Consider the following 23,448-nt stretch of genomic DNA (forward strand, 5'->3'; position numbering starts at 1 on the left):
AGGTAACAGGAGCGGGAAGTGAGGGCGAAACCAATACTTTCGTCCTCACTTCCCGCTCCTGTTACTTTACCAGATACGTTCCCACGATTGGATAGTGGTCGGAATAGTCGACGTGGTTAATCGTTTCGAAGTTTGCCACGGGGAGTTCAGTACTGTGAAACTGATGATCGATGCGGATAAACCCCGGCAGGCGATTATAGGTAAAACCAAAACCGTGTCCTGCCTCTTCGAAGCTATTGGGCAACGTCCGGCGTAACCGCTCATACACCACTCCATATGGTGTATCATTATGATCGCCCGTAACGATGACCGGGTAGGGGCTTTGGTGAATGTATGCTTCCAGCTTACGAACCTGTTCGTTTCGCTTGATAAAACCGATGCGCAGCGCACTTAAAACACCCCTTGTTTCGTGCTGAACCCCCTTCATTTGTTTCTGATTCAGCACCCTGCCCACGCGAATGCCCATGGAGTGTAAATGCACATTGATAATCTTGATGGTGTCCGTACCTACCGTGACCGTAGCCCAAACGAGGCCATTGTGCGTTTCGAACACTTCCCGACCGGAATCAATGATGGGGTAAGTAGAAAATATGGCTACGCCAATGTCGCCATCCGGTACATGAGCCATTTCCGGATATAAAAGAGCCGAGTACGCGTAACCGGCTTTTTTAAACCGCTCAACCACATCATAGTCCGGGTTCTTTGTTGACGTATAGAATTCCTGAAAACATTTGATGGGGGCATCGTACCGAAGTACATAGTTGAGTATGCGCCGAACAGTCGGTGAACTTTGCCTGCTTCCCGATAAATCCATTTCGCCAAATGAATGCACATTATAGCTGAATACTTTTAGGGGAAGGCCAGTGCCTGCCTGTGTATCGGAACCATGCCAGGAAAAAGTTCGGGAACCAAACAGCAAAATACCCGCTATCACGAGCAGGCCAGACAGCCAGCTGCGCCAGGGACGGCTGGTAAGCCATAAACAAATGACCACTACGTTCAGCACCCAAACGACCGGTATCGTGATCATAATCATCCCGGCCGACCAATGCTCGATTTGTAGACTATAAAGCAGCCAGTAAGCCAGACAGGTATAGGCTGCCAGCAGTAGGTTGAGCGACCATAGTAATGACCGAAAAAAGAAGGCAATAAATTTCCCAACAGGTATTCTCATCGTTGTTTTAACGCTTTTAAGCGAAACCGATATTCCTTTCAAGGGCCAAAATAAGGGAAAATGGCTTGTATGCGTGCAATTGCGCTAAAGTTGGGGCTTGTTATGCACACGGAAACGTATTATCTTTGTGGCACAAAAACCATATGGCATTGATCAAAAAAGGGAGTCGCACTCCCTTTTTTGTTAGCCTTACCTTATGGACGACAAAGCCAAACTAACCGAATTAATTCAGCCATACCTCAACGACGGCCAACTCTACATAGTTGCTGTTCAGGTTGCCGGTCGCCAGGGAGGGCACATTAAAGTAACCGCGTTGCTGGATAGTGACATGGGTATTACCATTGACGAATGCGCTCAGGTTAGCCGAAAGCTGGGTGGGGAGATGGATGAGTTGAATTTCTTCGGAGAATCTCCGTTTACGCTCGAAGTGTCGTCGCCTGGAGTCGATTTTCCACTGACATTCCCCCGGCAGTTCGTTCGGAATCTGGGTCGGCAGTTAGTCGTTACGCTAGATGATGGAACAACCCGGAAAGGTGTACTGGAGTCGGCGTCCGACGAGCAGATTATCCTGAACATTGAGCCGGAAAAAAAAGGAAAGAGTAAAAAGAAAAAAGAAACTGATTTAACGATAGAATCGGTGCCGACCGGCCCAACACCAATTCCGTTTGAGCAAATCAAAAAAGCAACAGTAGAAATATCATTCAAATAAAGTTAGTCAACCAGTTGATTAGTCGGTTAGTAATAGCTGATGCATGTATCAACTGACCGACTGACCGACTAATCAACTAACAAAAATGACCAGTGGACTATTAATCGAATCGTTTGCTGATTTTGCCCGGTCCAAAAATATTGACCGGCCCACCATGATTGCTATTCTGGAAGAAGTATTCCGGACAATGATTCGTAAAAAATACGGCACCGACGAAAACTTCGATGTGATTATCAATGCGGAAAGTGGCGATCTGGAAATGTGGCGGACCCGCGAAATCGTCGACGATAATTCGGAAGATATTTGGGATTATGACAAAATTCCCCTCGTAGAAGCCCGGAAAATTCAGGATGACTTCGAGGTGGGCGAACAGGTTGCCGAAGAAGTGAAGCTGGAAGATTTTGGCCGTCGTGTTGTTCAAACAGCCCGGCAGACGCTCATCCAGAAGATAAAGGACATGGAGAAAGAACTCCTTTATCAAAAATACAAAGATCAGGTCGGCGATTTGATTGGTGCTGAAGTATACCAGTTACTGAAACACGAAATTATTCTGGTCGATTCAGAGAACAACGAATTGAGTCTGCCCCGTACGGAACAAATTCCGAAAGATCGCTACCGCAAGGGCGAGGCCGTGAAGGCCGTGATTAGTCGGGTTGAAATGATCAATGGCACGCCTAAAATTGTTCTGTCGCGTACGTCGCCGATATTTTTAGAGCGTCTGTTCGAGATTGAGGTGCCCGAAATTTACGACGGATTGATTTCGATCCGCAAAATTGTTCGGGAACCGGGCGAACGGGCAAAAGTTGCCGTTGAGTCGTACGATGACCGCATCGACCCTGTAGGAGCGTGTGTTGGCATGAAAGGCTCGCGTATTCATGGCATCGTGCGTGAGTTGGGCAATGAGAATATCGACGTAATCAACTACACCGAAAATCTTGAACTGCTCATTAGCCGTGCCCTCAGCCCGGCTAAAATCAGCACGATGACGATTGATCGGGACACCAAACGGGTATCGGTTTTTCTGAAGCCCGATCAGGTTTCGCTGGCTATCGGTAAAGGAGGCCAAAATATAAAACTGGCTGGTCGATTAGTAGATATGGAAATCGACGTGTTCCGGGATAATGAAGGTCAGGAAGATGATGAAGACGTTGACCTGATGGAATTCTCCGACGAAATTGACGGTTGGATGATCAATGAACTCCGCAAAGTAGGGCTCGATACTGCCAAAAGCGTACTGGCCTGTAGCAAGGAGGAGCTTGTTCGTCGGACCGATCTGGAAGAAGATACCGTAGAAGAAATTCTGACGATCCTGAAACAGGAATTTGAATAGAGATCAGGAAGAAGTGAAGAATGTAGAATTGACATTCCCGAATTTATTCTACATTTTGCATTCTTCACGCTTCATTACTAAAGTGAGGGATTTTTATTGCCCAAACTGGTGTTCATACCATACCAATAACTAGTAAATTTGCCGAATATAAACCGAAGTATGGCAGAAGAAAAGTCAATGCGCCTAAGCCAAGTGGCAAAAATTCTCAACCAGGCAGCCGCCCGTGTTGTAGAACGTCTGTCTGCCAAAGGGTTTAAAGTCGATAGTAATCCTAACACCAAAATCAACACAGAACAGTTGGAGGTGTTAGCGAAGGAGTATAAAGCAATGGAACTCCTGAACGGAACTCGCCGGACCGAACCATCGGTAGCGGTTGCTGAGTCACCGCGTCCTCAGGAGGAGGATGTCGTTTTGTACCGTCGTGATGATGCCGGACGTCCAACTACCGAAAATAAGCCGGAACCCACCCCGGTCGATATACCGAAAGTTGATCCGGTGCAGGCTAAACCAGCTCCACAAACCGCCCAGACCGGTTTGCCAGGCTTGACGGTAATAGGCAAAATCGACTTGAATGCCAAACCTTCTGTGCCACAGGCTAAAACTATGCCCCAGGCTAGAGTTACGCCCCCGCAGGAAGTTAAACCAGAGCCCAAACCAGAAGCTACCAGGCCACTGGATAATCCAGTCCAGACAACCAGCGTACCAAAGCCGACTCCGGAGGTAGCGCAGCCGGTTATGGTTCAGCCCGAAAAGGAGGTACCAAAGCCCGTTCCTGCTCAACCCGTTGAAGCTAAAACTGCGCCCGTTCAGGCAGAAACGCCCAAGGTCGCTGTTGCTGTTGCTCCTGCTCCTGCTCCTGTGGTGACCGAAACCCCTAAGGAGTCAGTTGCGCCTGCCGTAGCTCCGACTCTTCCAGAGGTGGTTGCTTCACAACCGCAGGCTGAGCCGGTAAAAGCCGTTGGTCAAAAGCCATCAGGTCGTACGGAGGTTGGTAAGCCAGTCACTACCGTCAAGCCGAAAACTCCTCAGCCTAAAAAGGCGGAAGGGGAAACGACGGATAATGATGAGGTCAAGGCGCCAACCGAAACCATTCGGGCAGCAGGTAGCCATCAGTTAGGTGGCCTGAAAATTCTTGGCAAAATAGAATTGCCTGTCAACAATCCCCGTCAGGGTGGTGGCAGCAATGCTGATAAGAAAAAACGCAAGCGTATTCGCGGTGGACGCGAAGGTGCTCTTGGTGGTAGTACCGCTCAGCCGGGTGGTCAGTCAGGACAGGGCAACCGTCCGGACCGGCCACCGAGAGAGGGTGATCGTGGACCGGTCAACCGGGCTCCGGGTGACCGTCCAGCGGGAGATCGCAGTCAGGCGGGAGGTACCCGTGCTCCGGGTAATGCCCGCGAAGGAGATCGTACCGCCACACCTGCCAACCGTACTGGCACTGGTACTGGTACTACTGGTGGACAGGGTAGCGGAACTGCTAACCGGGGTGGACAAACTGGCAACAACGCCGGTAACCGGCCAGGTGGTGGTGGTAATAGAACAGGTGGCGGTCGTGATCGGGGAGGCAATACGGCCAACCGGGGTACGGGCGGTCGTCGTGAAGCACCAACGCAGGCCGATGTTCGGAAAGCTATCCAGCAGACCAATGCCCGGATGCAGGGTAATACGCCCAACCGGGGTGCCGACCGTCGGCGCGATCGTCGGAGCCAGCGGGAGGAAGATCGCCGGTTAATGAATGAACAGGAGGAACTGGAGGCTAAAATCCTGAAAGTTACCGAGTTCGTATCGGCCAACGACCTGGCTTCGCTGATGGACGCAAATATCAATGAGGTGATTTCGGTCTGTCTCAATCTGGGTATGTTCGTTTCGATCAACCAGCGTCTCGATGCCGAAGCAATAACCGTGATTGCCGATGAATTTGGCTATGATGTTCAGTTTATATCGGCAGAGGACGAAACCGAAGCGGGTATTGACGTAGAAGACGACGATCCGGAAGATCTACAGCCCCGTGCACCGATTGTAACTATCATGGGTCACGTTGACCACGGTAAAACATCGTTGCTCGACTACATTCGCCGGGCCAAAGTGGCGGCCGGTGAAGCCGGTGGTATCACCCAGCACATTGGTGCTTACAGTGTGAAAACCACCGATAACCGGATGATTACTTTCCTGGATACGCCGGGTCACGAAGCCTTTACGGCTATGCGGGCACGGGGTGCCAAGGTAACGGACGTCGTTATCATCGTGATTGCGGCCGACGATAGTGTCATGCCGCAGACCCGTGAGGCTATCAACCACGCCCAGGTGGCGGGTGTCCCCATCGTATTCGCTTTCTCAAAAGTAGACAAGCCGGGTGCTGATACGGAAAAAATACGGAATGAACTGGCCACCATGAATCTCCTCGTTGAAGAATGGGGCGGTAAATATCAGGCGCAGGAAATATCGTCCAAGTCTGGTATGGGTGTGGACGAATTGCTGGAAAAGGTACTGCTTGAAGCCGAACTGCTCGAACTGAAAGCGAATCCAGAGCGTCGTGCATTGGGTACAGTCATTGAAGCCTCGCTGGATAAAGGCCGGGGTTACGTGTCGACCGTACTGGTGGAAAATGGTACCCTGATGCAGGGAGACATTATGCTGGTTGGTGCGCACTACGGTCGTATCCGGGCTATGACGGATGATCGGGGGGAACGCATAAAAGAAGCGGGACCATCGACACCCGTTCAGATCCTTGGTTTACCGGGAGCACCGCAGGCGGGCGACAAGTTCAACGTGATGGAAACGGATCGTGAGGCCCGCGAAATTGCGAACAAACGCGAACAGCTACTGCGCGAACAGACCCTGCGTACCCGCAAGCACATCACACTAGAAGAAATTGGTCGCCGGAAGGCTATCGGTACATTCAAAGAGCTGAATGTTATTGTGAAAGGTGACGTGGATGGTTCGGTCGAAGCCTTATCCGACTCGTTACTGCAACTGTCGACGGAAGAAGTTCAGGTGAATATCATTCACAAAGCCGTTGGTCAGATTTCCGAATCGGATGTACTGCTGGCGTCGGCATCGGACGCCGTGATTGTAGGCTTCCAGGTTCGGCCATCATCCAGTGCCCGCCGGTTGGCCGATCAGGAGCAGATCGAAATACGCCTTTACTCGATTATTTACGACGCTATCAATGAAGTTCGGGATGCCATGGAAGGCCTGCTTGCTCCTTCGGTAGAGGAAATAATCGTGGGTAATATCGAGGTGCGTGATGTGTTCAAGATCAGTAAGGTTGGTACAGTGGCTGGTTGCTACGTGACAGAAGGTAATATCAAACGAAACAATAAAATCCGTATCATTCGTGACTTTATTGTGGTGCATACGGGTGAGATTAGCGCCTTGAAACGCTTTAAGGAAGATGTGAGCGAAGTGAAGTTCGGCTACGAATGTGGCTTGAGTATCAGAAACTTCAATGATATCGAAGTGGGTGACGTAATCGAAAGCTTCGAATTGAAAGAAGTAAAACGGACCCTATAAGCTGATTATACTACTAATTATGTTGCCCCAACCAGAAGTGGTTGGGGCTTTTTTTGTATCTTACTGAACAGAAAATGCGTATGAATATCCTCACTATTAGTGACCTCCACGGTAGAACCGTGTGGCGGGAAGCCGACCTGACCCCGTACGACAAAGTTATCTTTCTTGGCGATTACACCGACAGCTACGTAGTAGACGATGAGACGATCTATACCAACCTGCACGACATTATTCAGTTGAAACGGAAGAGTCCGAAAAAGTTTGTGCTGCTGATAGGTAACCATGATGCGCAGTACATGCACTTCCCGCACTACCGGTGTTCGGGCTTCAGGTCGTGGGCGCAACCGTCGTTGAGTAATCTGTTTGCCAAACATGACAGCCTGTTTCAGGTGGCTTACCAGCAGGGAGCGTATGTGTTCACCCACGCGGGCGTTACCAACCAGTGGCTGGCGCATGCGCAGATAAAGACCGGTAAGCACGCGGCTGCTGTACAGCCCGACTATGATCTGGCCGGATTTTTGAACGATATACACCGGCAACCACTCCAGGTAAGGAACCTGCTGTTTGAAGTGGGACCCAAACGGGGTGGTTACGATGCCTATAGCGGACCCGTTTGGGCCGACCGGTCCGAAACCAAAAAAGACTACCTGGCGGGGTTTCAGCAGATTGTCGGGCATACACCCGTTGATGATTTTGCTACGATTCAGGGTAAATCCGGCTCGATAACCTACACGGATGTACTACAAACGAAAACAGCATTTTACGAAATCACAATCCCTGACTAACTTCGGCACGAAAGGCCTGTGCCGGGTCGTTACTTATGCAGTTGTCATTTAACGGTCATTTACTTTGTGTTATTCATTACGTTGTCATTAATGGTCATTTGCTTTGCGTCATTAGTGTTCATTCGTTGCAGCAATACCTGACCATCAATGACGCACAGCAAATGGCCATCAAGGACTATTAAATGACTCTTCCTGATTCTGAATGAATTTCCTGTATCCTTCCTTCCTGTTTGGCCTGATGGCCGTTTCGGTTCCGGTTGCCATTCACCTGTTTAATTTCCGGCGAACACGGCGCGTGTTTTTTACCAATGTGGCCCTGCTCCGCAACGTTCAGACTGAAACCAAGTCATTTCGACGGTTGAAGCACTGGCTTATACTGGCGTGCCGCTGCCTTTTTCTAGCCTGTCTGGTGCTGGCTTTTGCCCAGCCCTTCATTCCCAGCAAAAATAAACTGGGGTTATCCCGTCAGGGTGTTACGAGCTTATACGTCGATAACTCGTATAGTATGCAGAACGAGCGCAATGCAAAACGTTATCTGGATATTGCCATCAGTAAGCTGGATGAATTACTGACGTTGTTTCGCAACGCGACATCGCTTCAACTACTAACCAACGATTTTTCGGCGGCCGAGCAACAGGCTGGCACCGCCGAACTGGTTCGCGACCGGGTAGCGTCTATCCGCTTTGCTCATACGCCCCGCACGCTCGAAACGGTTTACCGGCGGCAGCGTAATCTGCTCAGTTCGCTGAATCCGGGTGGCCGCAACCAGCTGTTCTGGTTCTCCGATTTCCAGAAAAGTACCGCTGGTGATCTGTCCCGGCTGAAAATTGATACGACCGATCAGCTCTTTATTGTTCCGCTGGATGCCCAGTCTACCAAAAATATTTATGTCGATTCGGTTTGGCTCAGTACGCCCTTTATTCGGGAAATGCAGAATAACAGCCTGAATGTAAAACTGACCAATGCCGGGAAGGAAGCCGTTAAAAATTTACCGATCCGGTTGTATCTGGATGATACCCAAACATCAACGGCTTCGGCCGTACTGGCTCCGGGCGGTTCGTCGACGGTTTCGCTTAATTTCAATGTTATTTCGAAAGGCTACCACCGGGGGCGGATTGTTTTTGAAGATTTCCCGATTACGTTCGATAATCAGTATTTTTTCGTTATTGAAGCATCACCGGCTGTTCGGATCGTTCATCTGTACGACCAGAAAGCCAGCCCATCCAACGGTGCCCTGGGGTATATTGACGCTGTTTATTCAAACGATAGCCTGTTTGTCCGGCGAAGTTTCAATGCTCAGAACTTCGATGTTGGTCAATTGAAAGAAACGGACCTGGTGGTGCTGGAAGGCGTTACCGGGGTAAACGGCACCCTCCGCACGGAGCTGGAAAACTTTGTGCGGCAGGGGGGAAGTCTGGCCATCATTCCGCCTGCTAATCCCGATGCTGGTTCGTACGGTCCTTTCCTGCGTACACTAGGCGTTGGAAGCATTCAGATTACGTCCACACCGGGTAGTACCCCAAGCCCGATACCTCTGGCTGAACCCGATAAGAGAAATCCGTTTTTCCGGGATGTGTTTCAGCAGGGTTACCAGTCAGAACCACTGAATTTGCCGTCAGAATCGCCCGTTTGGCGGTGGAGTGCGGGGGCGCGTTTGCTGACGCTGCGTGATGGCAGTCCGTTGCTGACCCAGTCGAAAGGGGGAGGGAAATCGGCGGGAAACGTTTACATGATGGCCAGTCCGTTATCAACGGCGTATGGTAATCTGGCCGAACACGCCCTGTTTGTACCCGTCATGTACAAGATGGCTGCTGCCAGCGTTCGGGCGCAACAAACAGCCTACTCCTTCGACGATAACCTGATTACGATTCCGGTGAGCAATCCATCCGAACGGTCGGTGTATAAGTTGAAGCGGGATAAACTGGAAATTATTCCGGTACAGCGCGTGGTAGGCAACCAGCTACTGCTCGAAATGCCCAAAAGCAACGAACTGGCAGTGGGTCAGGAAATTGAAGCGGGCTACTACGCCCTGCAAAACAGTGCGGGGAAAACTGAACAGCTACTGGCGTTCAACCACGGTAATCAGGAATCGGCCATGGATTATTACTCGGCCGATGAACTGCGCCGAATCTTTGCCAATCAGCCCGGCGTTGAGGTGTTCGACAGTATTCAGGATGGTGATTTTGTGCAGGTACTGGAAGAGCAGAATCTGGGAAAAAGTCTGTGGAAGTATTTTCTGCTGGCCGCTCTGGCCTTTTTGCTGCTGGAAGTTGGCCTGGTGCGGTTCATGAAAAGTTGAGCGTGGAAGTCATAATCGTCGTAAGTGGCTGACGCAAAATAAATACGATGCGTCAGCCACTTACGACTTCTGCTGCTCACTTACCGACTGTTTTCGCTCCACTGCTCCTGCCTGAATACGAACGAATGTGCCTGCCGTGCCTGCTCCTTCGCTTCGCGGGATTTCTGGGCAAACTTTTCAGCCGCAGCCTTGTTGTCGCCTTCTTCAAAATGTTTGCTCGACTGATCCAGCAAAATAACCGTTTCTTCCAGCGCACGAATGCCTTTCCAGAACGATTCTTCCACCACTTTGGTCGTTTCGGCCAGCAGCGAACTGGCCGTATAGGCATGACCGGTATGGCACCGGTAGCGGATGAGCTTGCCTTCCTTAATATTGACCAGTACACCATTACACTCGGGGCAGGTAAGGGGAGTTAGTTCACCCATGTCTAATATACCCATATCGAAAGCGTTGTCCTGTGCGGCAATGTTTACTTCGGTTTCTAATTGCTTCAACTCCTCCGGCACCAGGTTTGGTTTGTCGGGTACCAACTCCGTAATCAGATCGCTCAACAGCATAGCCATTTTGGCCATAGGAACAACAAAATCTACCGCTACATATTCCATTACGTGATTGGGCATACTGGCATACATAGCCTCTTCCGGCTCCTGAACGACGCAGATGCCGCCCAATCGCTTTACAGACCACATGCCCGATGTTCCATCATCGAGCATGCCGGTCAGCACAATGCCAATAACCCGGGGGCCGTAGGTATACGCTGCCGACCGGAACAGGGCATCGATAGATGGCCGAAACCGGTTTTCCTTAGGCCCTTTTTTTACAATGACCTGGTCGTATTCAATCAGCAGGTGGTGATCGGGAGGGGCTATATAAATCCTGCCCGACTGAATAAGCTCCCCATCTTTAGGATGAACCGCTTTAAGTGGCCCCGCGTGGTTCAGAATTTCGGGGAGGTAACTCGGCGAATGCGGGGATATGTGAACCACCAGAAAAATTGTTGCGTCGAAATCTGGCGGGAGCGATTTTGCTAACTCTTGCAGCGCATACACACCTCCCGCAGAAGCACCAATAACGATAATATTACGTTTTGCCATCCTATTGATTTTCTACGAATGCAGTTGACTGAGTAAAACTATATCTTTCTCCAGTGAGAAGGTGGAATAAAGAGAGAAATAATTAGTTTACTTTTATATGAAGTTGTGTTGTTCGTAAATACGTGATTACGTACAATTTTAATTAACTAATTCTATCTTCGGAGGTTCTTAACAGTAACTGATATACTGCCCGTTCGTTCGGTAAAATTTTGGAATGGCAAAGGGAAAACATACGTCTGAACAGACTGAATCAACTGAAAATGAATTGCCTGTCATACCTGTCGTTGCCATTGGGGCATCGGCAGGAGGGATGGAATCTATGTTGGAATTGCTGGAAAACCTGTCGCCCGTTACGAACATGGCCTACGTCTATATTCAGCATCTGGACCCCAATGCCCACAGCCATCTTACCCATATCCTGAGCCGGGCTACCGTAATGCCCGTTCGGGAAGCCGAAGACCAGTTGCGAATTGAGCCTAATCATGTCTATGTCATTCCATCCAATCAGGATATGGAAGTGATGGATGGTGTGCTGGTGCTTTTACCCCGCCAGGCAGACGCCCGTCATATGCCAATCGACCAGTTCTTTATCTCGCTGGCTAACCGCCAGAAGGAAGCTGCGATTGCCGTAATCCTATCGGGTATGGCCAATGACGGGACGCTGGGATTCCGGGCCATCAAACAGGCTGGTGGCGTTACGTTTGTTCAGAACGATACCGCCCGGTTTCAGAGTATGCCCAAATCCGCCATTGCCGAGGGCTTAGTCGACTGGGTTCTACCGCCTGCCGAAATTGCCCGGGAACTGGAACGGATAAGCCGGAAGCCCGAATTTTTTCAACAAACAGAACTGGCTGAAACCAACGAGGAAGCCGAAGCCGATGAGGATATAAAAGTAATTATTCAACTGGTCAGGAAGGCGGTTGGCGTTAATTTCAGTAACTACAAAATCACTACCATTCGCCGTCGCATTATCCGCCGGATGTTGCTCTTCAAACTGGAGACCCTGAAAGAGTACATTGCCTATATCCGGCAGCAACCGGAAGAAATGCCGCAACTTTACAGCGACCTGCTCATCAATGTCACTACGTTCTTCCGCGATCAGGATACCATGACGTACCTGAGTAAAGTCCTGTTTCCCCGGATTATTGAAGAAAAAGCCCCGCGCGAACCCTTCCGTATCTGGGTACCCGCCTGCTCAACCGGGCAGGAAGCGTATTCGCTGGCTATGCTGCTGATTGAGGCACTGGGCGATAAGGCTTCGAGCGTTACTATTCAGATTTTTGCCACCGACCTCAGCGAAACAGCCGTGGCCAAAGCCCGGCAGGGAAGCTATACTAAGGGGGAGGTGATGGACGTATCGCCCCGGCGGCTACAACGATTTTTTACCAAAACGGATGATTATTACCGCATTAACCGGGCCGTGCGGGATTTATGCGTGTTTGCCCCGCATAATATCCTGAAAGACCCCCCCTTTTCTCGGCTCGACTTAATTAGTTGCCGGAACCTGCTGATCTATCTGGGCAGCGTGTACCAGCGCAAAGCCATTGCCATGTTTCACTACGGCCTTAACCCCAGTGGCTATCTGTTGCTGGGGAAATCGGAAACGATTGGTAGCCTGACAGCACTCTTTTCTCAGATCGAAAAAAAATATAAGGTATATGTGCGTAAAAATGACGTTGTTAGCCGGGCATCGTTTGAGATGAGCCCCCGTTTTGGGTTCGACCGTTCGGGGTCGGAGACTGCGGAAGTGGACGAAAACAAGGTCAAAGCTGGCTCACCTGCCGATAGCAGACAACGTAACGCTGGCCTTAAAACTGATTTTCTGGTGGGTGATTTAGAGAAAATAGTCGATGAGTTACTGCTCCGTCAGTACGTACCCGCCAGCGTGGTGGTCGATAACGACCTGGATATCCTGCGCTTTCGTGGGTCGACCAGCATGTTTCTGGAGCCTTCACCTGGTAAAGCCAGCCTGAACCTACTCAAAATGGCCCGGCCCGCGCTGGTCTTTGAGTTGCGGAATACGGTTCATAAGGCCCGTCAGTCGGGCCAGCCCGTTCGTAAGTCCGGCCTGGAAGTGAAAATTAAAGGGGTAGCGCATCAGGTAACTATTGAAGTGGTGCCACTCAACATGGATACGGAAAATCCGCTATACTTAGTGCTTTTTGAGGAAGTTGAAGCTACGCTGCCGTTAGAGGTCGATCTGACAGAAAAGCGGAATTTGCGAATAAAGCAACTGGAAGCGGAACTGGCCACCCTGCGTGATGACATGCGCTCCATTGTGGAAGAACAGGAAGCTAATAATGAAGAACTGCAATCGGCCAATGAGGAAATAATCAGCAGCAACGAAGAATTGCAGAGTATCAACGAAGAACTCGAAACGAGTAAGGAAGAAATTGAATCGACCAACGAAGAACTGCTGACCATCAATCAGGAATTGCAGGTACGCAACGATCAGCTCTCGGAAGCCAACGAGTTTTCGGAAATTATTTTCGCTACCATCCGCGAAGCCACCCTGGTACTCGACGATAACCTGCGAATAAAGAGTGCCAACAAAACATTCTATACGCTCTTTCGGGTTGATGAAGAACAAACGGAAGGGCGGCTTATCTACGAAATCGGGAACCGACAGTGGGATATTCCCAAGTTGAGACTGTTGCTGACCGATGTGATACGGCGTAACATTCAGGTCGATGCCTTCGAGATAACACATACCTTCGACAATATTGGCGAAAAAGTGCTGCTGGTCAACGCCCGCCGGGTTGTGAGGCAGGAGGAAGCCATTTTGCTGGCTTTTGAAGATATTACCGACCACCGACGGGCACAGCGGCTACTGGCCGAACGGGAAGCCTGGCTACACGACCTGGTCGATAATGCCCCCGTACTCATCTGGGTATCGAATGCCGACGGGAAATACACCTTTTTTAACCGGGCCTGGCTCGATTATACGGGGCATTCGCTGGAGGAAACCATTGACCGGGGCTGGATGGAGGATATTCATCCCGACGACCGGCAGGCCTTCGTCGCTACATTTACCAGTGCCCTGGCAAAACGGCTACCCTTTCAACTGGAGTTGCGGCTAAAACGCCATCAGAATGCCCTTCAGACCGAAGTCTTCCCGCCCGATGATTACCACTGGATGCTGATGAACGCCAGTCCTACATTTTTATCGGACGGCCGTGGCCAATTCTCGGAAAGCAGACTATTCGTTCACCCGGCAGGCGAACCGGCTGGTGTTTTTAGTGGATTTATCGGTACGTGTGCCGAAATTTATAGTCAGAAAACCCTGATTCAGGCATTGGATCTGCGTGCCCAGCAGCGTATGCAAAAGGTGTTTTCAATCAATGCCATGGTTGTACATGCCCAGCAGGTGTTATCGCAAACACAAGCCAGCGATGGCAGTCGTGAAAAGGCGCAGGAGAATCTGAAGCAGCACGAAAACGACCTGAAGCTGTTTGTCGATTCTACCTCCGACGTTATTACCCGCTGGTCGCCCGACCTTCGGTTGTTGTATGCTAACCCGGCCTTCGAGAAAATATGGGGTGTACCTGTTCATGAGCTGTTAGGGAAGACCAGTCAGGAAATGGGCCAGCCTGTTGAAATAGCCCTGCCCTACATGAACAAGCTACAGCAGGTTTTTGACACGGGCCTGTTGCAAAACCATTATAATTCATTTCCAACGGCGGATGGCCTGGTTTATTACTATTCCCGACTGGTACCCGAACTGGATATGGATGGTTCGGTAAAAAGCGTGCTGGCTATTGCCCAGGATATTGGCAGTTTGCAGCTGGTGGAAGAAATTCAGCAAACAGCCGTCAATTTACAGGCTGTTCTGGATAGCTCGTCGGCCGCTATTGGTTTGCTGCAGGCCGTTCGTAACGAAAAGTATGAGCTTATGGATTTTGAACTGACGGTTTGCAACCAGCGATTTGCCACCATGGTTCGTCAGCCCATTGACCAAATGCCGGGTTTATCCCTGAAACACATGGCCGAAGCCTTGTGGCAGGATGGGACTTTTGATAACCTGGAAAAAGTGCTGCTTAGTGGCCAGCGAATGTACATCGAAAAGCAGGTGCAGCGCGAAGGCCGTGACCAGTGGATTGGCATGTCCATCACCAAACATAATGACGGTGTTGTGTTATCGGGGATGGATATTACGGCCCTCAAAAAAGCAGAACAGGATAAGAAAATCTGGCTAACCGAACTGGAACAATCAAGCCAATCGGTTGAAGTACTGGAGCAGATTCGGCAGCAGATGCAGGGCGAGTTTTTACGCTCTACCTCACACGACCTGCGGGGTAATCTGGGCATCATTCAGGGAGCTGTTTCTATGCTGGATATGGCGGATACCGACGAGGAGCGAAACCAGATGATGGCTATGCTCCAGCGAAACATACGGCAGGCCACCCAGATGCTGACCGAACTGCTGGACTATTCCCGGTTGGAGGCCGGGCAGGAGGAACGTAATATTAGTTCGGTCAATATCAATGAATTGATAGAGGCATTGGTAGACAGTGCCCGACCCCTGGCCGAGGAGCGTGGTTTGTGGCTGAACCACGAAAGTCCTGAAACCCTGGTTGTGGCTGGTGATGCCGTCAAGATTAGCCGAATTGCCCAGAATTTGCTGCTCAATGCCCTTAAATACACTCATAAGGGAGGAGTAACGGTAAGCTGGGGGGAACTGGATGATGACAATTGGCAGTTTACAGTGACTGATACGGGGCCGGGTCTATTATGGCCGGTACCCAAAAAGGCCGCAGACACACAGGGCGAAGGAATTGGCTTGTTTATTGTCAGGCAGTTGTGCGAATTTCTTGGCGGGCGGGTATCGGTTGACAGTGAACCAAAGAAAGGTACCCGTTTTCAGGTAGTATTACCCCGGCATTATTCCGATTAGCCAAACAGGCAATTATGAACGCTACCTGTATTTTGGTAAGGTAACAGCATTCCACCAGTAATGCCGGAACGAACCAATGCAATCGAGCCATTTCTGGTAATGGGTAGGCTTTACAATGTATGAGTTAATCCGAAGGGAATACGATTCTGCAATATCCTCTTTATCATTGGACTGGCTAAGCATAATGACGGGTATTTCGCGGTACAGGTAATGGGTTTTAACCGCTTCCAGTAAACTCCAGCCCTGTTGCCGGTCGGGTAGGTATAAATCCATCAGGATCAGCCTGGGCAACGAAAGCTTTTTCTCGCAGGATTCCAGATAGACAAGTGCTTCCGTTGCTTCCCGCGCCCAGATGGCCTCTACTTCCGGAAACTGCTGTTGAAGTGCCCATCGAATAATGAACCACTGATCGGCATTATCCTCAACAACGAGAATTTTAGCTTTACGTGATTTTCGGGTAGTTGTCGTGCTGTTCATGAACAATAGAGATAGTAGAGTATGTGAACATACACCATTTCTACTAAAAATAAAACTAATGTATGTTCTTTTTTTATTTTAAAAACTCCTGATTGACAGGCAGTAATTGGCAGTTTCATGGAGATGATGAAGCCGCTTTTCCCCGTTCGTGCCCGAAACCGATTCGTGCAAATCCTGCAAAAAAAACCGGTTTTCATAAAACTACCTGCTGCGCAAACAAACGTGTTTACACAGCAGGTAGACCAAGTTTCTGATGTTACTTATCGTCTTTCAGCGTCGAAAGGAAGCTGACCACATCCCGGATTTCCCGCTTTGTCAGCAGGTACTTCATTTCGGGCATGCTGGATGGCGAGTTTATGCGTTTGGCAATCTGGTTTTTCGGGATGGCAGTCCTATGGTCATTCTGTCGTAATAGGTAACTTTATCGTAAACGCTGTCTCTTCACCCGGTATGCTCTCCATGGTCAGTGTTCCCCCATGTCCCTTGTCGATAATGTCATAACTCAATGACAGTCCCAACCCCGTTCCTTCGCCTGTGGGCTTGGTGGTGAAAAAGGGTTGGAAGATTTTGGCTTTCACCGCGTCGCGTATACCCGTGCCGTTGTCCCGTACCTGAATCTCTACCGTTTGCTCCCTTCGTTTAGTACTTACCCAAATGAAGGGTTTATACGTTGGTTGAGTATCCTGGCTTTTTACCCGTTCCCCAACGGCGTAGAAGGCGTTATTGAACAGGTTGAGCAGCACCCGCCCAATCTCCTGAGGAACTACCTCAACCAAGCCCAATGTGGGGTCGAAATCAGTGGTTAGTTCGCAGTTAAGCTCCTTGTTTTTAACGCGAAAGCCCTGATAGGCCAGCCGTAAATACTCATCGGTTAAGGCGTTCAAATCGGTAGATTGTCGTTCGCCGGTGCTGGTACGGGAATGTTCCAACATGCCTTTGACGATGCTACTGGCCCGGCTGCCGTGGTGGGTGATCTTCTGGAGGTTTTGTTTAAGATCCCCCAGCAGTTCGTTTTCAAAGTCGGCATCCCGGTTGGGCTTTTGCTGTTCTTCCTGAAGTTCATCGACCAGTTCGGTTGACACTTCGGAGAAGTTATTGACGAAGTTTAATGGGTTCTGGATTTCGTGGGCAATACCCGCCGTGAGCTCGCCCAGACTGGCCATTTTTTCAGATTGTATGAGTTGGGTCTGAGTAGATTTTAGTTTTGATAGTGTTAATTGTATTTCTTCGTTTTTACCTTGTAAAATTACATTTGCCTTCTGTTTTTGGTGATTATTTCGCAAGAGAAAGAATGCAACTAACAGTAACATGCCTAAACCAGTTAATAGGGTATAAAGCTTATATTGATTTTCTTTTTTAATCCTTTCAGTTTCAATTCCACGTAGGCGATGTTGCTCATTAAAAAGTGTTTTTTGTAGTTCCTGAACTTTCTTTGCACCATATAGTTCGTCATTAACTGACATCGCCAACTGTAAATAGTAATTTGCCAATTTAAGGTCTTTATGATAATAAAGTTCTGATAATAATTTACTTATTTCTAATATATTTAATTTGTAACCAATCGCTTGTGCATCAAAAAGTCCTTTTTTTGCATAGTATATAGCAGAATCGGGCTGGCTCATTTCCTTGAAAAAGAAAGCCATGAATTTATAAGCATCACTATTGGTATTTTGGTCATTATTCTTTTTAAGTAATTCAATGCTTTGATGTAAGTAATTTAAGGCTATCTGGCGTTTACCCTGTTTAAATATCACTTCTGATAAATACGTTAAAGCAACTGGGTGCATTATTTTATCTGTTGATGTTAAATCGTAATTTTTTTTCAAATAAATAAAAGCAGAATCTAATTTATTTAATTTTGAATAGGAAGTGCCAATAAATAAGTTTATCAAAATGCTTAAGTCATAATACTTCTTGTCATTTTTTATAGTTTCATTAAGTCTAAGCCCTCTTTTACAAAAAATAATTGATTGGGGGTAGTCCTTTAAATTCCAGTAAACATCACCAATATTCTCAAGACACAAGGCTGTTTCAAAAATGTAGTGCTTTTCTTCTGCTATTTGTAACGCTTTATACAATAACTCCAATGATTCTGGTATCTCCCCTTTTTGTCTTAGCGAACTACTCAAACCAGCCAGAGTTCTCACTTCACCCCTAAAAAAATTAATTTTCTGTGATAATAATAACCCTTGATTGCCAAATATAACAGCGGAATCAACATTGAAATAATGATATAAATCACACAGTTCTACTAAAATTAAGACTTCGCTGGTATCATTTTTAGTACTAGCTAATGCGTGTTTTAAACTGTCTATTCGCCTGTCTTGTGCAAAGCCAAAACTACAGATAACTGCAAGAAAGAAGGTAAAGCTTAGTTTTTTCACGTTCGATTAGTTTTCATAGGTAATGTAATAACAAATGTGCTTCCTTCACCGTCTTTCAACTTCCAGTAGGGCTTTCTTATAAAATCTCGTAGGGATGTAATCTTTGTAGAATTGGGCAAGTACGGTCCCGGAGAACTCCGTAGGAGTGATATCTTAGTGTAGAGATGTCACTCCTACGGAGTTCTTGGAGGGAGATGCGGGGTTATCATGTACAAAGATGTCTCCTCTATGAGGTTATGAAGTTTTATAAGAAAACCCTGTAACTTCCAAAGTACTCCCGTGACCTTTGGTGATAATGTCATAACTCAATGACAGTCCCACCCCTGTCCCGTGCCCTGTGGGTTTTGTGGTGAGAAAGGGCTGGAATACTTTGGCTTTTACCGTGTCGGGAATGCCCATACTATTATCACGTACCCGAATGTTCACTATATTCTTCCTTCCTCTCGTACTCACCCAAACGAGGGGTTTATACGTTTCTTCAGGTAGCCCACTCACGGCCAGTTACCCAATCGCCTGGAAGGCATTATTATGTAGATTCAACAACACCCGGCCTATCTCCTGCAATTGCTGGGTTGAGCGTTGGAATACACTGGTCCTTATTCGTAGCGCCAATGAATACCGTCTGGGAACGAAACGCTACGGAGTATACAGCCCAAGCCGCCAGCCGGTACTGCCCTGGTTGAACGTAGTCAGTAAAACCGGACGGACAATATTCCTTATTTTTAGGTGAAACGGGCATTAGATTTCAGGCCAAATGTGTTCGTATTTAGGCCATTGGCTACAAGTTAGTAGAATGGAACTGAGAATGTATATCTATTTCCTAACTACAGCATGCTGACTTCTACTGCCCTTTTGTATGAGTTTGATCCTGAGTTATTTAGGTAATAATACTTGCCTGATTAATTGGTTGCACGCGCTGAAAAACAAAAAAACTTGAATTCTGAAAGTAGCCTGCTCACGTTATTTTGACTATCTCTATCGGTAGATCAGGTGGTATGGAATTAATTGGGCGAGCCGACTTTATAGGTTCCCTACAGGGCCGAATCAAGAAAATACGTGCCGTCATATGGGGTACTAATCAGGCGTTCGGCTGGCAGACACAGCAAGAGGGTGTGACTCATACCGAACAAACCGATCTTTCATAAAACTACCTGCTGCGCAAACAAACGTGTTTACACAGCAGGTAGACCAAGTTTCTGATGTTACTTATCCTCTTTCAGCGTCGAGAGAAAGCTGACCACATCCCGGATTTCCCGCTTTGTCAGCAGGTACTTCATTTCGGGCATGCTGGATGGCGAGTTTAGCCGTTTGGCAATCTGGTTTTTCTGGATGGCCCTATCGGGCTGGTCACCTACTTTCACGTTCACCTCCGTAGCTGTTTCGTTCTGCAAAATACCACTGACCGTTTTTCCGTTTTTGAGCGTCAGGTTTACCGTACCATAGCCCGGAGCCAGGCGGGCACTGGGGTTAACCAGGGCTTCCAGAAGTTGGTCGCGGGTGAGTCGGCTGGCCACCCCGTTCAGGCGGGGACCGGCATTGCCGCCCAAATCATCGTAAGAATGGCAACGAATGCACTGGGCCGTCTGATGCCGGAAGAAGATACGCCGACCTAAATCCGGCTCACCACCCAGCAAACTCCCTTTGTACGTAGCGGCCAGCGCATCGGGCGATAGTTTAGCCGTTATGGCTTTGTAGCGGGCGGTTAGTTTGGGGGAGTGCGCATTGTCAATGGCTTCTTCCAGCTCCAGCTGGAGTTCGGGCGACAGGGTACCCGCCGACATCTTGTCCAGCAACGGATCGAAGGCTTTTTGCGAATTGACAACGGGTAGTTTACCCAGCGTGAGCAGGGCGGCCTGTTTTTCTTCCGTTGTGCGATTGTTGATTACCTCCGACAACAGGGTCACCATGCGATCTTTGGGCATGTTCGATTTAGCCAGCAAATCCAGCCCGGCTACCCGAACGCTTTTTTCATTATCGGCCAGGGCCGTTTCGATGGCTTTACTGACGTTTTTATCATTCATCGACGCCAGTGTTCGCAGAGCCGCCACCCGCACAACGGGTTCTTTATCCGTTTCCAGCCGACTGAACAACGGTTCGGACGCACTCGTCAGGTTCAGCTGGGCAATTGCCTTGATGGCACTCAGCCGCAGCGTCTTCTCCGGATGGGATAGCAGGTTGGTGTACAGGTCAGCGGTTTTGCTTTTAAGCAGGGCCGGATCGCGCTCAATAACGCCCCGATAGCGCCCATCAACCCGGTCCAGCACCGACGGTTTAGCCCAGGTACTCAGGGCTTCCAAGGCTTCGGCCCGCATCGCCAGCGGACTGCCTTCCTGCTGGGCGTAGTCGATCAGGATTTGCATGGCTTCCGGCGTACCGACCCGCAGGTTTGCATTGATTGACCGGCGGAGCAGGGCTTCGTTCGTGAAACTCGTCTTTTGCATCACCTTACCCAGCGCAGGCAGGGCGGCCGGAATGGACAGGTCATCATTGATACCCCGGGCCGCTTCGGTCACGATAAATTCGTCTTTATCGGCCAGAAAAGCCGCGATGCCCGGATCACTCATGCGCCGAAGGGCCACCACGGCCGCAATGCGAACCCCACGAGACGGGTGACTGGCCAGCGCCACAACGGGGGCCGCTTTGCCAATACGGGCCAGGGCCAGACTCCCCGCATGTCGAATGTAGGCGTCCTCGTCATTGTTGGCCTCCAGCAGTTGAATAATTGGTTGAATGGCCGGTTCATAGGCAATACGCCCCAGTGCTTCAGCGGCAAAGAACCGCGCCCGGCTGTTCGCGTCTTTCAATAAGGGCATCAGAGCCGCACCCGCTTCTTTATAGCGAATGTCGCCCAGCCATTTAGCAGCCTGCGCCCGAATTTCCGGGTCGCTGTCCTGCAATAAAGGCAGTAGCAGCGTGGCGTATTGCTTATCCTGCCGGGCCAGTTGGCTAATGCCCCAGATGCCGTGAACACGAGCCAGTTGATTATCGGTCTGTTTGGTGGAGGTCGTAAACACAGCGGCTCCTTTCTGCCCCCGTTTCGCCAGTTCGAACTGCGCTTTCTGCCGAACCCGCATGTCCGGGTTCTTCAATAACTCGCCCAAATCGGTTTCGGAACGGGTTCCAAATTTTTCGGCCAGCAATGTTTTAGTACGCTGCCGGTCGGCCCAGGCGGCTCCTGCCTTATCATCCATTTTCCAGATGCGGCCATAGTCTTTGGCATCCCAGCCATTTATCCAGTCGGCTATATACAAGGCACCGTCGGGGCCAAAGTCGATACCGGTTGCCAGCACATTACTCAGAATCTTTTTCTGTTCGCCGAGTTCAAACGAAGCACCCTTTGGCTTTAGCTTGAACGCATGAATACCCGATTTGGCGGGATTACCCACAAATTCGGCAACGAAAAAGGTGTTTTTATAGGCCGGACTCAGGGCTGTTCCCGGATTGTAGCGCATACCCGCCGGGCCACTCACGAAGTTGGCAATGGTAGGCGTGATGTAGGCCGCCTGCCCTTCGAAGCGGGGCTTGTACATCTGCTCATCCATCCAGACCTTATAGGTATTGTTGTTTGGGTCGCGGTATTTGCCGTACTGCCAGTTGCTGCGCCAGCCCGTATCGGAGCCGTTTGTGATATACACCAGCCGCTCTTTTTCGCCCGGATGGTCGCCGTCGTTATCCTCGCTGATGAGGTTGCCGTATTCATCAAAAATGAACTCGTGGGTGTTCCGGACACCGTGGGCAAACACCTCAAAATCGCTGCCATCGGGGTTAGAACGCACAATAACGCCACTGTTGGGGTGTTCCCACTTTTTCCCGTCCGGTCCTTTTCCACTGAAACCAATATCGCCGATCTGCCAGTAGATTTTACCATCCGGCCCCATCTCGATACCCGACATGCCGTGACCGCCAAAGCCTACGTGAATACCATAGCCGTGCGAAATTGACGTTTTTGTTTCGGCAATACCGTCCCCGTCCTTATCCTGCATCCGCCACAAATCGGGGGCTACGGCTACGTACAGATCATTACCATTGATCATAACGCCCCCGGCCACGTCGGTCACTTCATCATGGAAATCATCGACTACCAACTGCGACATATCGGCAACGCCATCGCCGGAAGTATCTTCAATGCGATAGACGTTTTCTTTCTCGACGGTCATATCCCGCCAATCGTGGGAGCCATCCCCGTTCAGGTCTTTCAGCCACTCATTTTTCTTGCTGTTTGCAGGCGCCAGTACCCGGTGCAGGAAGGCCCGTTTGTCTTCGATGCTTTGCAGGTGATTCGATTCGATTTCCCAATCCTGGTGCCCCCGGATGTCGAATTCTGAATTCTTCTGCCGGTTTGTCCGGGTATAATAAAGCCGGCCATTATCGTCAATGTCAATGGCAATTGGGTCGGCCACCAGCGAATCCACGCCCCACACATTCAGGGTTAGCCCGTCGGCCAGTTCGGGGGTTACCGTGGCTTCAATTTCTTTGGCCAGCTGAGCGGCTTTTTCGGGCGCCATGCGCTTGATACGCCGGTCGATAGGGTCTTTTGCTGTTTGATAGCTGACTGAAAAAAGCAGGGGAGCCAGGGCGAAGAGCCAGATGACTTTCTTGTTTTTCAGTAAACGCAGGTTTCCTTTTTTCATATTGAATGAACGTTAACGGGTATTATTGCCAGCAACCGGGTTGGACTTATCGATATATAACGAATTGTTCAGGCTGATTACCTGCTTTCAAAGGAAAAAAAAACAGGATGTTACTTTAAAAAGGAGATAATAATATACCGGAATCGGCACTAAGGACA

Annotated in this window: 13 protein-coding genes; 7 read left to right on the forward strand and 6 right to left on the reverse strand. The window is 49.4% G+C overall.

The window, feature by feature from the left end:
- Positions 1-61 precede the first annotated feature (61 nt).
- Positions 62-1,174 carry an endonuclease/exonuclease/phosphatase family protein gene (locus B157_RS0117005; RefSeq protein ID WP_020604511.1) on the reverse strand — a complete coding sequence of 371 codons (1,113 nt, stop codon included), beginning with the start codon at positions 1,172-1,174 and terminating at the stop codon, positions 62-64.
- Positions 1,175-1,370: 196 nt separating this feature from the next.
- On the opposite strand from B157_RS0117005, the gene B157_RS0117010 reads away from it, so the two are divergent.
- The 6 genes from B157_RS0117010 to B157_RS0117030 all read left to right on the forward strand — a co-directional run bounded on the left by B157_RS0117010 (position 1,371) and on the right by B157_RS0117030 (position 9,810).
- Positions 1,371-1,883 carry a ribosome maturation factor RimP gene (locus B157_RS0117010; RefSeq protein WP_020604512.1) on the forward strand — a complete coding sequence of 171 codons (513 nt, stop codon included), beginning with the start codon at positions 1,371-1,373 and terminating at the stop codon, positions 1,881-1,883.
- Between the two features lie 85 nt (positions 1,884-1,968).
- On the forward strand, positions 1,969-3,213 hold the full coding sequence (gene nusA / locus B157_RS0117015) for a transcription termination factor NusA (RefSeq protein WP_020604513.1): 1,245 nt from the start codon (positions 1,969-1,971) through the stop codon (positions 3,211-3,213).
- Positions 3,214-3,390: 177 nt separating this feature from the next.
- Complete coding sequence (gene infB, locus B157_RS0117020) at positions 3,391-6,726, forward strand: translation initiation factor IF-2 (protein ID WP_020604514.1); 3,336 nt, start codon at positions 3,391-3,393, stop codon at positions 6,724-6,726.
- A gap of 80 nt (positions 6,727-6,806) precedes the next feature.
- Positions 6,807-7,511: a metallophosphoesterase gene (locus tag B157_RS0117025; RefSeq protein WP_020604515.1), complete on the forward strand. Its 705-nt coding sequence runs from the start codon at positions 6,807-6,809 to the stop codon at positions 7,509-7,511.
- 35 nt (positions 7,512-7,546) lie between these two features.
- Positions 7,547-7,693, forward strand: coding sequence for a hypothetical protein (locus B157_RS38310; RefSeq protein WP_157618476.1), 147 nt, complete (start codon positions 7,547-7,549; stop codon positions 7,691-7,693).
- 20 nt (positions 7,694-7,713) lie between these two features.
- Positions 7,714-9,810, forward strand: coding sequence for a BatA domain-containing protein (locus tag B157_RS0117030; RefSeq protein WP_020604516.1), 2,097 nt, complete (start codon positions 7,714-7,716; stop codon positions 9,808-9,810).
- Between the two features lie 80 nt (positions 9,811-9,890).
- Here B157_RS0117030 and B157_RS0117035 read toward each other — a convergent pair whose 3' ends face one another.
- Positions 9,891-10,904 carry a chemotaxis protein CheB gene (locus B157_RS0117035; protein WP_020604517.1) on the reverse strand — a complete coding sequence of 338 codons (1,014 nt, stop codon included), beginning with the start codon at positions 10,902-10,904 and terminating at the stop codon, positions 9,891-9,893.
- Positions 10,905-11,169: 265 nt separating this feature from the next.
- Here B157_RS0117035 and B157_RS0117040 point away from each other — a divergent pair, with 265 nt between their 5' ends.
- Positions 11,170-15,798 carry a chemotaxis protein CheB gene (locus B157_RS0117040; RefSeq protein ID WP_245565116.1) on the forward strand — a complete coding sequence of 1,543 codons (4,629 nt, stop codon included), beginning with the start codon at positions 11,170-11,172 and terminating at the stop codon, positions 15,796-15,798.
- A gap of 21 nt (positions 15,799-15,819) precedes the next feature.
- Here B157_RS0117040 and B157_RS0117045 read toward each other — a convergent pair whose 3' ends face one another.
- From B157_RS0117045 to B157_RS0117060, 4 genes are all read right to left on the reverse strand, one after another.
- The gene (locus tag B157_RS0117045; protein WP_020604519.1) at positions 15,820-16,275 is read right to left on the reverse strand and encodes a response regulator; all 456 of its coding nucleotides are present in this window, start codon (positions 16,273-16,275) and stop codon (positions 15,820-15,822) included.
- 398 nt (positions 16,276-16,673) lie between these two features.
- Positions 16,674-18,659 carry a tetratricopeptide repeat-containing sensor histidine kinase gene (locus B157_RS39785; RefSeq protein WP_020604520.1) on the reverse strand — a complete coding sequence of 662 codons (1,986 nt, stop codon included), beginning with the start codon at positions 18,657-18,659 and terminating at the stop codon, positions 16,674-16,676.
- A gap of 234 nt (positions 18,660-18,893) precedes the next feature.
- Positions 18,894-19,154, reverse strand: coding sequence for an ATP-binding protein (locus B157_RS39790; RefSeq protein WP_084761828.1), 261 nt, complete (start codon positions 19,152-19,154; stop codon positions 18,894-18,896).
- Positions 19,155-19,861: 707 nt separating this feature from the next.
- Positions 19,862-23,290 carry a HEAT repeat domain-containing protein gene (locus B157_RS0117060; protein WP_020604523.1) on the reverse strand — a complete coding sequence of 1,143 codons (3,429 nt, stop codon included), beginning with the start codon at positions 23,288-23,290 and terminating at the stop codon, positions 19,862-19,864.
- Positions 23,291-23,448: the final 158 nt, after the last annotated feature.

Origin of the sequence: Spirosoma spitsbergense DSM 19989 (assembly GCF_000374085.1) — a bacterium.
Lineage (GTDB): Bacteria > Bacteroidota > Bacteroidia > Cytophagales > Spirosomataceae > Spirosoma > Spirosoma spitsbergense.

Bases quoted from the DNA above. Each gene is read 5' to 3' on its own strand.
- nusA (WP_020604513.1), top strand. From the start codon at position 1,969: ATGACCAGTGGACTATTAATCGAATCGTTTGCTGATTTTGCCCGGTCC.
- B157_RS0117025 (WP_020604515.1), top strand. From the start codon at position 6,807: ATGAATATCCTCACTATTAGTGACCTCCACGGTAGAACCGTGTGGCGG.
- B157_RS0117060 (WP_020604523.1), bottom strand. From the start codon at position 23,290: ATGAAAAAAGGAAACCTGCGTTTACTGAAAAACAAGAAAGTCATCTGG.
- B157_RS0117030 (WP_020604516.1), top strand. From the start codon at position 7,714: ATGAATTTCCTGTATCCTTCCTTCCTGTTTGGCCTGATGGCCGTTTCG.
- B157_RS0117005 (WP_020604511.1), bottom strand. From the start codon at position 1,174: ATGAGAATACCTGTTGGGAAATTTATTGCCTTCTTTTTTCGGTCATTA.
- B157_RS0117045 (WP_020604519.1), bottom strand. From the start codon at position 16,275: ATGAACAGCACGACAACTACCCGAAAATCACGTAAAGCTAAAATTCTC.
- B157_RS0117010 (WP_020604512.1), top strand. From the start codon at position 1,371: ATGGACGACAAAGCCAAACTAACCGAATTAATTCAGCCATACCTCAAC.
- B157_RS38310 (WP_157618476.1), top strand. From the start codon at position 7,547: ATGCAGTTGTCATTTAACGGTCATTTACTTTGTGTTATTCATTACGTT.
- infB (WP_020604514.1), top strand. From the start codon at position 3,391: ATGCGCCTAAGCCAAGTGGCAAAAATTCTCAACCAGGCAGCCGCCCGT.
- B157_RS0117035 (WP_020604517.1), bottom strand. From the start codon at position 10,904: ATGGCAAAACGTAATATTATCGTTATTGGTGCTTCTGCGGGAGGTGTG.